The sequence below is a fragment of the Collinsella aerofaciens genome (genome assembly GCF_028209625.1).
Taxonomy (GTDB): Bacteria; Actinomycetota; Coriobacteriia; order Coriobacteriales; family Coriobacteriaceae; genus Collinsella; species Collinsella aerofaciens_AM.
The window spans coordinates 123,166-135,829 of the sequence record NZ_JAQLDU010000002.1 but is presented as its reverse complement, the minus strand read 5'-3'; the positions used below and the strand labels follow the sequence as shown (position 1 = coordinate 135,829).

Below are 12,664 nucleotides of genomic sequence, written 5' to 3'. Positions count from 1 at the left end.
CGGCTACTTAAGCGCGCCGGTCACGGTGCCGCCGCCCAGGACGATGTCGCCGCGGTAGACGACGACTGCCTGGCCGGGGGCGATGGCTCGCTGTGGCTCGTCAAAAGTTAGCAGCATTTGCCCGTCTTCGCCACGTGTAAGGGTTGCTACCTGGTCCTTTTGACGGTAGCGGTACTTGGCGCCCACGTGAATGCCGCCGGCGTCGAGCTCTGCCTCCATGCGGTCAGCAGGGGCGCTCCAGATCCAGTCGTTGGCCGTGAGCGCTGCGGCCGTCAGGTCCTCGGCCTCGCCCAGATGCACAATGTTGTTGGCGGCATCGACGCCCGTTACGTACACGGGGTGCGCCATCGCGACGCCCAGGCCCTTGCGCTGGCCTATGGTATAGCGCAAGGCGCCATTGTGGCTTCCGACCACGCTGCCGTCGCGCCACACGATATCGCCCGGTGCAGCGGCATGTCCGCGGCGACGCTCGATATAGCCCGCGTAGTCGCCGTCCGGGATAAAGCAGATGTCCTCGCTCTCGGCCTTCTTGGCGTTGATGAAGCCCCGCTCGGCGGCTATGCGGCGCACGTCGTGCTCTTTGTCTAGGCCTGCCAGCGGAAAGATCGTGTGCGCCAGGCGCTCCTGCGTGAGCGAATACAAAAAGTAACTCTGGTCCTTCTTGGGGTCCTCGCCGCGATGCAGCTGCCAGGTGCCGTCGGGCGCCTGGCTCGTTTTGGCATAGTGGCCTGTGGCGATGTAGTCGCAGCCCATATCGAGTGCCGCATCGAGCAGCGCACCAAACTTAATGTGGCGGTTGCAGATAATGCACGGATTGGGCGTCAGCCCCTCCTGGTAGGCGTTCACAAAGCGCTCGATCACGTTGCGGTCGAAGGTTTGCTGCAAGTCGAGCACGTGATGGGGTATCCCCAGGCGCTTGGCGACGGCCTTCGCGTCAGCGATGTCGCGGTCGACCTTACTCATGCCCGTGGCGGGGTCGGGTGCGGGGCAGGTGAGGCGCATGGTGGCGCCGACGCATTCGTAGCCCTGGCTTTTGAGCAGGTACGCGGTCACGCTGGAATCGACGCCGCCGCTCATGGCGACGAGCACGCGCTTGTTGTGCATGGGGAGGTTCTCCTTGGTGGCATGTGGCCAAAAAAGAAAAGCGGCGCGGGAGGCTGGTTCCGCGCCGCAGACATTGTAGCAAGTTCGGACGTCTCGTGGGACACCCTGATGGGATGGGCTCAGACTGCTGGGAGAGAGGAGACCGGCTCGTCCGTGGGCTCAACCTATGGGCGACAGGCCCTTAGTCCTGGAAGAGCGCCGTGGACAGGTAGCGCTCGCCGGTGTCGGCGAGCAGCGCCACGATGGTCTTGCCCTCGTTCTCGGGGCGCTTGGCCAGCTGCAGTGCGGCCCACACGGCGGCGCCAGACGAAATGCCCACGAGCACGCCTTCCTTGTGGCCCACGGCGCGGCCGGTGGCAAAGGCGTCGTCGTTTTCGACGGGGATGATCTCGTCGTAGACCTGGGTGTCGAGGACGTCGGGCACAAAGCCGGCGCCGATGCCCTGGATCTTGTGCGGGCCGGCCTGGCCCTTGGAGAGCACCGGGGAGGTGGCGGGCTCGACGGCGACGACCTGAATCTCGGGGTTTTGCTCCTTGAGGAACTCGCCCACGCCGGTCACGGTACCGCCGGTGCCGACGCCGGCGACGAAGATGTCGACCTTGCCGTCGGTGTCATCCCAGATCTCGGGGCCGGTCGTGGCCTTGTGGATGGCGGGGTTGGCGGGGTTCACGAACTGGCCGGCGATAATGCTGCTGGGCGTCTCCTTCTGCAGCTCTTCGGCCTTGGCGATGGCGCCCTTCATGCCCTTGGAGCCGTCGGTGAGCACGAGCTGTGCGCCATATGCCTGCATAAGCTTGCGGCGCTCGACGGACATGGTCTCGGGCATGGTGATGATCACCTTGTAGCCGCGGGCGGCCGCCACCGAGGCGATGCCGACGCCGGTGTTGCCGCTCGTGGGCTCGATGATGGTGTAGTCGCCGCCGCGCACGAGCTTGCCGGCCTTCTCGGCCTCGTCGATCATGTTCTTGGCGACGCGGTCTTTGACGGAGCCGGCGGGGTTGAAGTATTCCAGCTTGACGAGCACGCGCGCCTTGAGGTCCTCGTCTGCCTCAAAGTGGGTGAGCTCCAGGAGCGGGGTGTGGCCGATAAGCTGATCGATGGACGTGTAAACCTTGCTCATGGTGAACCTCCAAAGTGTTCAAATGACTGGATACCGTGTGGTTTTACGGCATGGGTAGCAGCGAAACCCACAAACCTTATGGGTTGTTCGTTTTGCTGTTGGCAAGCATAGTAGGCACTAAAGCCTAGTAATGCAATAGGAAATAGAAGATTACTACGAGTCGATTAACCATCTTGACGGGAATAGGTATTTTCAAAACCAATATTTCGGCTAGAATTTCTACGAATTAAAAGACCGAAAGGCAGCAATATATATGTTGGTTTCCACAAAGGGCAGATATGCCCTGCGCGTTATGGTCGACCTGGCCGAGCACCAGGCGGCAGGCCGCATTCCCCTCAAAGAGATCGCCGCGCGTCAGGGGATTTCGGAGAAGTATCTGGAGAACATTTTGGCCACACTCGTGCGCGCCAATATGCTCTCGGGCATGCGCGGCAAGGGCGGTGGTTACGTGCTCACGCGCCCGCCCGAGCAGTATACGGTGGGCGAGATTCTGCGCCTGACCGAGGGTAGTCTGGCACCGGTCGCATGCCTGGACGGCGACTGCAAGGGCTGTTCGCGTTCGGATGAGTGTCCCACACTCGATGTGTGGAAGAACCTGGACAAGCTCATCAACGACTACCTCGATGGCGTGACGCTCGATACGCTCGTCGCCCCCAGCGAGGGCTACGACTACGTCATCTAGCCCCACCTGCTATTGGGGGACGGGGTAGAAATGGTAGATTTTCCTGCCCTCTGAGGCTCGACAAATGGCAAGGCCGCCCATCGTTGCGATGGACGGCCTTCGTTTTGGCGTGTTGTGGCGGTCCGTATCCGGTCGCTTTAGTTTCCGGCGATGCTGTCGAGAATGCTGCGCATGATGGATACCAGGATGCTGCCCATAAACGCCGATCCAAAGCTGGCGATGGAGATACCCGCGCCCAGCAGATTGACCGACAGGTAGCTGGCCAGCTCGAGCATAAAGCTGTTGACCACAAGCTGAAAAATACCAAGCGTGATAATAGTGAGTGGCAGCGAGATGACCGTCAGGAACGGCTTAACGAGCGAGTCGACGATGTTGAGGAACAGTCCCACGAAGGCAAAGCAGACCCAGGCGTCGGCCATGCCGAAGGGCTGAATGCCGGGGACGAGAAACGTTGCGATCGCGATGGCGATTGAGGTCAAAAGCCAGTTGAGCATAAAGCGCATGGTGTGAATCCTTTCTTGCGAATGGCATGGTGAGGGAGCGTGAGAGGCACATGCCTTTGCAACTTGGATGGGTGCGGGGCACGGCCCTGTTTGGGCGCCCATTGTCTCAGATATTCGTGGAGCTTGCGTGCGCATTCGGTTTCAAAACGGCGTTCGTCCTAGAAAACGTGCCGCTGGCAGAGAGTCTTGTCGCTTTAGTTTGGTGGTGTGCTAAACTGCTACGGGCAAAAGCCATAGGCGTTGCCCTATTGCATAGAACGGGCGAACGATGCCCGATGTCAGTATCAACTTCGATGCCTTTTGGCGGGTTTGGCGGTGATCGATGAATATCGAGAACATGTTTGACAAGCCTGATGTCAAGCAGCTGGTCCACGCATTTAGCCTTTTGGACGACGAGAAAGATATCCAAGCGTTTTTGACCGATATCTGCACGCCGCGCGAGATTTGCGATCTATCGCAGCGTCTGCAGGTCGCGCGTTATCTGGACGAGGGCGAGCCCTATGTCGAGGTTCAGGCGCGTACCGGCGCTTCGTCCACCACGGTGAGCCGTGTGTCCAAGGCGCTCAACGGCGAGTACGGTGGCTACCGCAAAATCCTCATTAAGCTGGAGGATGGCGAGTAGGCCGCGCCAAAAACGAATTGTGCAAAACCGCTCCTCCGGGGGCGGTTTTTTGATCCCTTGGGGACGGAGGAAAACGGATCACCGAAGGGGCCAGTCTAACCCGGTGATCCGTTTTCCTCCGTCCCCAAGGGATCAAATCTGTTGGCGTGGGGCAAATCTGTCCGCGTGGGCGGGTAGGATGGATACATTGATTATTGCGAACAGTTTGAGCGGAGGACCATGCCTGTTCGAATCTATACCACCAATGCCGGCACGGATTTGAGCGATGCCGAGTCGGCGTTGCTTGCCGACCTTATTGCCCGCCATGGACGTGCCGTGCTTCTGGCGCTAACGTTTGCCGAGCTCGACCTGTGCCGCCATGATGCGGCGGAAGCCGGGATTTCGCTGGGTATTGACTACAAAACGCCTACATCGTGGCTTCGCTCGCTGTGGGAGCTTTTGGGCGACGGGCGCGGTTTCGTCGACAACCTGCAGCGTCAGATGCTGTTTTCGGACATGGTAGCGCGCCTCGACGACGCCGACCTGCAGCCGCTTTCGCGCAGCCAGGGCACGGTGCGTATGCTCGCGCGTATGGCTCGCGATGTGCTGCCGGGTGTGGCAGGGACAGGTGCCGAGCGTTGCTGCGACAACGTTTGCAAGCCCAAGCCCAGAAGCGACGCCGAGGCTCGCGTGTTTGAACTTTTGTGCGCCTATGCGCGCGGTTTGGACCGTCGAGATATGGTCGAGCCCTGCGAGGCGGCTGACATTATGGCCGGCGCTTTGGCCGACAACCTGCCGGGGTGCGCCCGCGCCGTTTGCGTGCGCGGCGTCACGTCATTTACGTATAGCCTGCTCGAGCTGCTGTCCGCCGTGGCAAACAACGGGGGAGAGGTTGTCGTGCTGCTTGCCCGCGAGCAAGCGGCGATGCGCGAGGAGCTTGCCGCGGCATTTGATGTCCGCGGTGTGCTGTTTGAGATCGCGCCGCTGGACGAGGATGCCGGCGCTCCCGCGATTGCTCCAAAGTCCGTCGTACGTCCTGCCTTTGTGGAAGTCGCCGGGCCCCATGCCCGTGCCCGTGTCTATGCGGACGTCATCGATAAGATGGTGAAAGCGCGCAAGGAGTCCAAGGTCAACGATGCCGCCTCCGCACCCGTCGATCCCGTGCGCGTACTCGTGGTGTCCGCCCGGGCACCCCAGCTGTTCGGCGAGCTTGCCGCTCGTTTGGCGGCGCGCCACGTTGCTGCCGAGACGGCCGAGTTCACGGCGTTTTCCCAATCCATTGCGGGCAGGCAGTTCACGGCGCTCGCCAACCTGATCGAGCGTATGAAGGCCGCCGACGAAGGGGCAGCTTCTAAGACTGAGTGGTGGCCCGCTCCGGAGCTTACCGACTGGATTTACAGCCCGCTTTCGGGTGCCGACGCCGCCAGCGCGCGCACGTTCGACAAGAATATGCGACTGTCGCGCAGCAAGACCACTGCGGGCGTCAAGAGCCTGCTGCAGAGCGTGCAGGGCCAGGTGAGGGGCGCGCGTAAAGCGGCGAGCGACGAGAACTGGTTTAAGAGCGTGCCGTGCGTGATCTCGGACGTGTTCCAGGCGCTGTGGCGCGACAAACCCGTGACGGCGCTCAAGGCCATGCTTGCCGTTGCCGAGGCACTGCCCGATCGCGCACTTGGCGGTCTCGACGGTCAGGCCCGTCGCCAGGCGGAGGTGGCCCTGCTGCGCCACGTCATCGACATCCTTATGAATGACGCCCGTGCGCTCAACGTGTCGCAGGCCGCGACCGTGCCCGTGCTCGATGACATTCGAACCAAGGTGGACAAGCGTAGCGCCGCCTACGATTACGAGACCTACGAGGTTGACCGTGCGCCGCGCGCCCAAGTTCGCTTTGCTTCGCTTGCCGATGCGGCGGCTCTGCGCCCCGGCAGCTACGATGCCGTGCTGTTTGCCGATGTCGATCTGGACAGCTATCCGCTCTCACACGAAGAGGGGCCGCTGACCACGCTGACGGCGAGCCTCGGTCGCGAGGACGTGACGCTTGAGCCTGCGGCCTTGCTGCGCGCACGCTTTGGCCGCGCGATACAAGCGTCGCGTGGTCCGGTTACGCTCGCCCGTGTGACCCACGATCGTCAGGCGCGCGAGTGCTATCCGGCGGCCGTGTGGACCGAGTTGCGGGCGCATGCCGAGGCCGCTGGCGCTGCCGAGGCCGCTGAAGCTGCTAAAGCAGCTGACGACGCTAAGACCGCTGGCGCCGACAAGGCGAAGTGCGTGGGTGAGGGTGATATCGTAAGGGACTTCGATCCCGCGGCGGGCGAAGGTCTCAAGCGCGAGCGCGTGGCCTGTGAAGCCCCTCAGCATCTGAGTGCCGAGGCCGTGCCGTATTTGGTCCTGCGTCGTCGCGATGGCGAGGGCGAGGACGCGCCACTCGTGCCGCGCCTGACGTCCGCCTCGCAGATCGAGGCCTATTCCGCCTGCCCGTTATGCTGGTTCGTCTCGTATCGCGTCAAACCTCAGTCCATCGATGCGGGCTTTGGCAACATGGAGAAGGGCAACTTTGTCCATGACATGCTGGAGCACTTGCATGCCCGTCTGCCCCAGGAGGGCATGGAGCGCGTGACGCCCATGAACCTGCCGCGCGCGAAGGAGCTGCTGCACGAGGTCTTTGCCGAGACCCTGGCCGAGCACGCCGGCAAGCGCGGTACCGAGGGCCCGCTGGTGCCGCTCTCTCCAGTGGAGGAGCGCCAGGTGGCCGAGATTTTGCCGCAGCTGGAGGGTGTGCTTGCCTACGAGTCCGAGGCGCTCGCGCCCTTCGCGCCGCGCTACCTGGAGTTTGCGTTCAACGAGCTCCAGGTCGAGTATGCCGGCTGGCCGCTCGGCGGGCGCATCGACCGCGTGGATGTGGATGCCGAGAATCGCGCCGTGGTAATCGACTACAAGCATCGTTCGGGTGTCGAGGAGTTTAAGCTCGCCGATCCCACGGTGCGCGACGAGGAGTCGGGCGAGGCCCCCATCGACGACCCGCGCTGGTTGCCGCCCCATACTCAGACACTCATCTACGCGCAGGCCATGCGCCGGGCTCTGGATCTGGATACCCGCGCCGCACTCTATTTTTCGACCAAGGGCGGCAAGCCCGCGCTGCGCGGTGCGGCGAGCGCCGAGTTGCTTGAGGAAGAGCGCGGCGACGGCCGCATCCCAGGCCTTAAGAAGGGCTTTCCCGGCGAGGGCGGCAACATGGACTTCGATGCGCTGCTCGATCGCGTGGAGACCGGCATTGCCGAGCGTCTGCGCGAGCTCGAGGCGGGCAACGTTGCCGCCGTCGACCCGACGTCGGCTCAGGCCGCGCATGCGCGCTGCTCGTATAACCACGAAGGAACGTTTGTAAGGAGGGACGTGTAGACCATGGATCTTTCGACTTTGATGCCGCAACAGCTGCAGATCGTCAAAACGCTCGACCGTCCGCTGTTTGTCTCGGCGGGCGCCGGCTCGGGCAAGACCTTTACCCTCACGCGCCGCATCGTCTACGCGCTCTCGCCCGAATCCGGTCCGTTTGTCGAGCACCTGGACCAGGTGCTCGCCATTACCTTTACCAAAGACGCCGCGGCCGAGATTCGCGACCGTGTGCGCCGCGCGCTTATCGAAGAGGGTATGGACGAAGAGGCCCTGACCGTCGACGACGCTTGGATTTCGACCATTCACGGTATGTGCTCGCGTATCCTGCGCACGCACGCGCTGGAGCTGGGCATCGATCCCGAATTCACGGTGCTCACCGATACCGATGAGCTTATGGATCAGGCTGTCGAGCATGTGCTGGGGCGCGCGACGGCGCCCGATGCCGCGCCTGAGCTCGCCGCCTCGCTTAAGGCCCTCTACGCTTGGTATCCCATGGCGGGCGAGGGCGGGCCGTTTGGCGCCGGTACCACCATCAAAGGTCTGGTGCGCGACCTGCTGGAGCTATCGAGCCAGCTGCCGGGCAGCATGGACGATGTGTGCGTGGCGCGCGGCCAGGCCGACACCTCTGCGCTTGCCGACGCCTATCGCGCGGCGTTGGGTGCGAGCAAGGCCGCGACCGAGAAAGCGCAGATGGCGCTCGATGCCATCGACGCGTTCGAGGCGAGCGGCAAGACCATGGCCGATGCGGCACGACTCATGATGTCGTGCACCATGCCGCGCGCGAGCAAGGCGTTCCCCAAGGAGCAGGTCGAGCTGCTCAAGGCCGAGGCTGCCGATGCGTTTATCAATATCGTGCTTGCCTGCGGCGGTCCGGCGCTCGATGCGCTGGTGGGCTTGGCCCGCTCTGTAGAGGCTGAGTACCGCGCGCTCAAGGCTGCCCAGTCTGCCCTCGACAACAACGACCTGCTGCGCATGGCCTACGAGGCCCTGCGCGATTACCCGGCCATCCGAGAGGCATACGAGGGCCGCTTTAAGATGGTCATGATCGATGAGTTTCAGGATACCGACCAGATGCAGGTCGACCTGATCCGTTACCTGACCGGCGCGGGCGAGCGTGCGCTGTGTACCGTGGGCGATGCACAGCAGTCGATCTATCGTTTCCGCGGCGCCGAGGTCGAGGTCTTCCGCCGCCAGGAGCGCAAAGTGGACGCCTCGGGGACGGCCGAGGCGGCGGCCGTCGCTGGCGCTGCTGCCGATGTCCCCGCCGGCGAGCTCGTCAAGCTCGTGCGCAACTTCCGCAGCCATGACGAGGTGCTGCGTTACGTGGCACGCGTCTTCGACGGCGATGACGGCGGCCTCATGCAGGGCTTTTTGGATCTTGAGGCGAGCGACGGCCGCAAGGACACGCTGGTAGCGGACGCCTCGCGTCGCCAGGCGCTCTTTGTTGCCGGCGGCAGTACGCAGGAGCGCACACAGGCCAAGGCCCGCGCGATCGCGGAGCGGTTCCGCGCGCTTGCCGATGCCGGCCAGCCCCAGGGCGGCATGGTGCTGCTGCTGGGCCGCATGACAAACGCCGACGTTTATGCCCAGGCTTTCCGCGACCAGGGGCTCGACTGCGTGATCGCGGGTGGCTCGGTCTTTGCCCAGGCAGCCGAGGTGCAGACGGTGCGCGCCCTAGTCTGCGCGCTCGCCAACCCGGCCGATACGGCGCAGGGCCTTATGCCGCTGCTCGCCTCGCCGATGTTTGCGCTCGGCGCCCAGGAGTTCCTGGCGCTGGCGACCAAGCTCGATAGCGAGACGGGGGAGACCTCGCGCCGGAATATCGACGCGGGCATCATGAGCGATTTCGACGTGCCGGGTTTGCAAGACTTGCCGCTCGTGACGCGCGCCCGCGAGGTGCTGCGGTATGCGCTTCGTCGCGTGGGCCGCGATTCGTTCGCTGCCATCGCGCGCGACGTGGTCAACGCCTCCGGTTGGTTTGTGCGTCTGGCACAGCGTGGCCCCGAGGGCAAGGCCATCGCCGCCAACGTGCTCAAGGCGCTTGATGCTGTGGTTGAGGCCGAGGCCGAGTTCGGTAACTCGCCGCGTTCCATCGCGCTGGCCTTCGACCGCTTTTTGGCGGGCAAGGAAGCTCCGGGTGCCCTCAACGAGGAGGGCGACGGCGCGGTACGCATCATGACGGTGCACGCCTCCAAGGGTCTGGAATATCCGGTCGTGGCGGTCGCCGAGTGTTTTGGCGTGCGCAAATCGTCCGGTGCGGCACAGATGGGTCGCGTCGACGGCGGGGCGCAGGTCGTGGCGCTGCCGGCACGCTTCGACGGCGTTAAGCTCGCCGACGGAACCTTTATAAAGGGCGACGACGTCAAAAAGCAGTTTGAGCATGCGTTTAAGGGCAAGGGCACGTCGCTGTGGCTGTCGCCGGAGCTCATGGAGGATGTCTGCGCGACAGGTTCTCCCGCCGAGGCATTCGTTCGCCTGCGCAACGATGACCTGCGGCTCTCGCTCGAGGAGCGGGCCCGCTTGCTCTACGTCGCCATGACGCGAGCGCGCGAGTTGGTCATTCTGGCGATGGATGCCGGCGTGAGCCGCGGCAAGGTGTGTGCGCCGACCTTCGATGCCGAGACCGATCTGACCTACGAAGTGCTGCGTCGCATCCTACCGACCGACAGTCTGGACATGCCGCAGCTCGATAGCGACCGTTTGGTGTTCGACAACTCCAAGCCGGGCGATTACGAGCTCATCTCGCTGGCGGACTTTACCTTTGGCGAGCAGGCGTTTGAGGCTAACGCTTCGCTGGATGCCGAGGGTAGGCTTGTTCGCGGCGATGTCGATGTTGCTGATAATGCTGCGCACTCAACTGTGCCCGGTCCTGCCGACCCCGAGCCCGATTCGTTTGAGCTTGTGTATCCCCAGGCAGTGGGCGTGCGCATGGGCACCTGTCCGTTCCCGGCGCGTGACTCGTATAGCTACTCGTCAATCGCCGCGGCGCTCCATGCCGAGACAGAAGACCGTGCCGCCGAGGCGCGTGTGCCCATGGACGAGTCCGGCGATGATGCGGAGTCGGATGGCTCGGAGATGGCCGATGCAGACGTGGCCGCCGTTGAGCCCGCCGGCAACCCCATGGCGCTGGGCTCGGCGTTCCATGCCGCCTGCCAGTGGCTGATCGAGATGGGTGCCGATGCGCTGCCCGCTGAGCGTGCCGATGCGCTGGCGCGCCTGTGGTGCCTGACGCCGGAGCGGCGCGAACGCTTCGACGTTGCCCTGGACCGCTGGCTCAAGTCGGCGGTCCGTGCCGAGCTGCTTGCCTGGCCGTGCGTCCGTGCCGAAGTGCCGTTCTTTTCGCTGGGCTGTGAGGACGAGGACATCGCTCGCTACGGTGCCTATGCCGAGGGCGCCATCGATGCACTGGCGACCGACCCGGCCGATCCGTCACGCGCACTGGTCATCGACTACAAGACGGGTGGCACGCCGGATGAGACGCCCGACCAGCTGCTCGAGAAGCATGCCCTGCAGGCGCGCGTCTACGCTGATGTTTTGCACAAGGCGGGCTTTGAGGCCGTGACGGTCAAGTTCGTCCGCGTGGAGCAAGTCGACCCCGCCAACCCGTGCGAGCCTCAGGTGGTCACCTACAGCCTCTAGCCACCTCAGGCTTTATGGTGCTATTTGGTTGGTTTTGCGGCCGTAAGGCCCTCAATCGTCCAAATGGCACCGCAACGCATGGGAGAGCTTGGGGCGGTACAATGGCCCGAACGGTTCAAACGGATAAGGGGCCATCATGCAGCTCACCAAAACGCTTAAGGTGACGCCGGAGGAGCTTTTTGACGCTCTGGCGGGGTCCATCATGCAGGATATCGAGAACGCCACGGGCAAGTGTCCCAGCCGCAACAGGCTCAACGGCTATAAGTACGAGAAGCGCCCATACCGCAAAAGGTAAGGTGACTCTTCATCGGAAACCGTGAACGCTTCGGGTTTCGAGTCAGTAGCGAACAGCCCGACAAAAAATGTTGTTGGAAGTGCCAAATGAATAAGAATGCCGCTACGCAGCTGCACATCTATTCCGCCTTTTTCGTTCTCGCGGGATTTGTTTTAAATCGGGGAGTGTTTCTACTTTTCCTTGCGGAGAAAGGAATGTCTGTCACGGAAATCGCGCTTTATCAAGCCCTGTTTAACATTGCAACGGTCGTTCTCGAGCTGCCAACAGGGCTGATAGGCGATTTCTTTGGAAAGAAGTTTTCGATTCAAGTGGGCGTGCTGCTGCTTTTCTTCCATACGGCTGGCATGCTGTTACTCTCAGGCCCCTTTCTCGTCGCGCTTTCCCTTGTTGAGGCACTCGCCTACTCCCTTCAATCGGGATCCGAACAAGCACTTTTATATGAAATTGCCCGAAATGCCGGTCAAGGAGAGCGCTTCCTCACCATCAACGCTCGGCTGCTTGCCGCGCAATCAATCGCGACGGGAGTGGCAATCGTACTTGGATCATTCATTGCCCAAGTATCTTGGAGTGTCCTCTACGTATGCGTTTCCGTTTTCTATCTCCTGCAGCTTTTCCTTCTGTATCCCATTGAGAGGATGGAAACGACCCATTCCAAAAACTCTGGGGAGGAAAGGTTTGACGTAGCCAAGATCTTCAGACGCGAAACCTGGTGCATTGGAGAATCCGCTTTTGCGGTATTGCTTCTTCTAATCGGCACAAGCATGCTCGATGGATTCTATGGGAGTTATTACAACTTGAATCAGTTGGTATTCGATGCATTTGATGCTCCCGTCTCCATAATAGGAATCTTTTTCGGTGCATCCTATGCAGTAAATGCGACGGCCTACATTGCAGCAGATTTCTTCTCATCGCGTTTCGGGAAAAGAAATACCATGCTCGGCTCGATGTTAATCGAGGCCGGTCTTTTCATGATTCTTCCGTGGTTCGCTTCAAATCCGCTGTGTTTGTTTGGCCTTAGCATGGTGCTTTGTTTTCTCCCGGAAGTGGTGTACATCACTTCGGAAAACTTAATCCAAGACGCGATAGCGGACGATCTCCGCGCGACGATCCTTTCCGTCGCGTCTCTGGTAAGGGCCCTCTTTTCTGCAATGTTTTTCTCCATATTTGGATATGTGTTGGGGTTATATCCCATTCAGATAGCGCTCGGTGTTATTGGCGCAATCGCGATAGCAATTACCGCCGTTGTTTCTTTAAAAATGGTAGGAATACATGTCTCCAAGAATTGATATATCGATTGACGAGCTGCCCGAAGCGTCGAGCCTTCTTGATGGAC

General features: G+C 61.9%; 9 protein-coding genes. 6 read left to right on the top strand and 3 right to left on the bottom strand.

Annotation, left to right across the window (positions count from 1 at the left end; all coding sequences use genetic code 11):
• Positions 1-3: 3 nt before the first annotated feature.
• Positions 4-1,227 carry a tRNA 2-thiouridine(34) synthase MnmA gene (gene mnmA / locus PMW70_RS01870; RefSeq protein WP_271743735.1) on the bottom strand — a complete coding sequence of 408 codons (1,224 nt, stop codon included), beginning with the start codon at positions 1,225-1,227 and terminating at the stop codon, positions 4-6.
• A 58-nt stretch (positions 1,228-1,285) separates the two neighbouring features.
• A complete protein-coding gene (gene cysK, locus PMW70_RS01865; RefSeq protein ID WP_271743713.1) occupies positions 1,286-2,224 on the bottom strand; it encodes a cysteine synthase A in 939 nt (312 codons plus the stop codon).
• Between the two features lie 253 nt (positions 2,225-2,477).
• On the opposite strand from cysK, the gene PMW70_RS01860 reads away from it, so the two are divergent.
• The gene (locus PMW70_RS01860; protein WP_117637349.1) at positions 2,478-2,906 is read left to right on the top strand and encodes an RrF2 family transcriptional regulator; all 429 of its coding nucleotides are present in this window, start codon (positions 2,478-2,480) and stop codon (positions 2,904-2,906) included.
• Between the two features lie 137 nt (positions 2,907-3,043).
• Here the strand turns inward: PMW70_RS01860 and PMW70_RS01855 are convergent, their stop codons facing one another.
• Positions 3,044-3,409 (bottom strand): phage holin family protein, encoded by a 366-nt coding sequence (locus tag PMW70_RS01855; protein WP_118270913.1) that lies wholly within the window; start codon positions 3,407-3,409, stop codon positions 3,044-3,046.
• Positions 3,410-3,731: 322 nt separating this feature from the next.
• Between PMW70_RS01855 and PMW70_RS01850 the strand changes: the two genes are divergently transcribed.
• The 5 genes from PMW70_RS01850 to PMW70_RS01830 all read left to right on the top strand — a co-directional run bounded on the left by PMW70_RS01850 (position 3,732) and on the right by PMW70_RS01830 (position 12,617).
• On the top strand, positions 3,732-4,031 hold the full coding sequence (locus PMW70_RS01850) for a YerC/YecD family TrpR-related protein (protein ID WP_022094855.1): 300 nt from the start codon (positions 3,732-3,734) through the stop codon (positions 4,029-4,031).
• A gap of 219 nt (positions 4,032-4,250) precedes the next feature.
• A complete protein-coding gene (locus PMW70_RS01845) occupies positions 4,251-7,403 on the top strand; it encodes a PD-(D/E)XK nuclease family protein (protein WP_271743712.1) in 3,153 nt (1,050 codons plus the stop codon).
• Between the two features lie 3 nt (positions 7,404-7,406).
• A complete protein-coding gene (locus PMW70_RS01840; protein WP_271743711.1) occupies positions 7,407-11,036 on the top strand; it encodes a UvrD-helicase domain-containing protein in 3,630 nt (1,209 codons plus the stop codon).
• Positions 11,037-11,172: 136 nt separating this feature from the next.
• Positions 11,173-11,331: a DUF3284 domain-containing protein gene (locus tag PMW70_RS01835; protein WP_271743710.1), complete on the top strand. Its 159-nt coding sequence runs from the start codon at positions 11,173-11,175 to the stop codon at positions 11,329-11,331.
• Positions 11,332-11,417: 86 nt separating this feature from the next.
• Positions 11,418-12,617: an MFS transporter gene (locus PMW70_RS01830; RefSeq protein ID WP_271743709.1), complete on the top strand. Its 1,200-nt coding sequence runs from the start codon at positions 11,418-11,420 to the stop codon at positions 12,615-12,617.
• The last annotated feature ends 47 nt before the right edge of the window (positions 12,618-12,664 follow it).

Coding starts and splice junctions, on each gene's coding strand:
- PMW70_RS01850 (WP_022094855.1), top strand. CDS start 3,732: ATGAATATCGAGAACATGTTTGACAAGCCTGATGTCAAGCAGCTGGTC.
- PMW70_RS01840 (WP_271743711.1), top strand. CDS start 7,407: ATGGATCTTTCGACTTTGATGCCGCAACAGCTGCAGATCGTCAAAACG.
- PMW70_RS01860 (WP_117637349.1), top strand. CDS start 2,478: ATGTTGGTTTCCACAAAGGGCAGATATGCCCTGCGCGTTATGGTCGAC.
- PMW70_RS01835 (WP_271743710.1), top strand. CDS start 11,173: ATGCAGCTCACCAAAACGCTTAAGGTGACGCCGGAGGAGCTTTTTGAC.
- cysK (WP_271743713.1), bottom strand. CDS start 2,224: ATGAGCAAGGTTTACACGTCCATCGATCAGCTTATCGGCCACACCCCG.
- PMW70_RS01830 (WP_271743709.1), top strand. CDS start 11,418: ATGAATAAGAATGCCGCTACGCAGCTGCACATCTATTCCGCCTTTTTC.
- PMW70_RS01855 (WP_118270913.1), bottom strand. CDS start 3,409: ATGCGCTTTATGCTCAACTGGCTTTTGACCTCAATCGCCATCGCGATC.
- PMW70_RS01845 (WP_271743712.1), top strand. CDS start 4,251: ATGCCTGTTCGAATCTATACCACCAATGCCGGCACGGATTTGAGCGAT.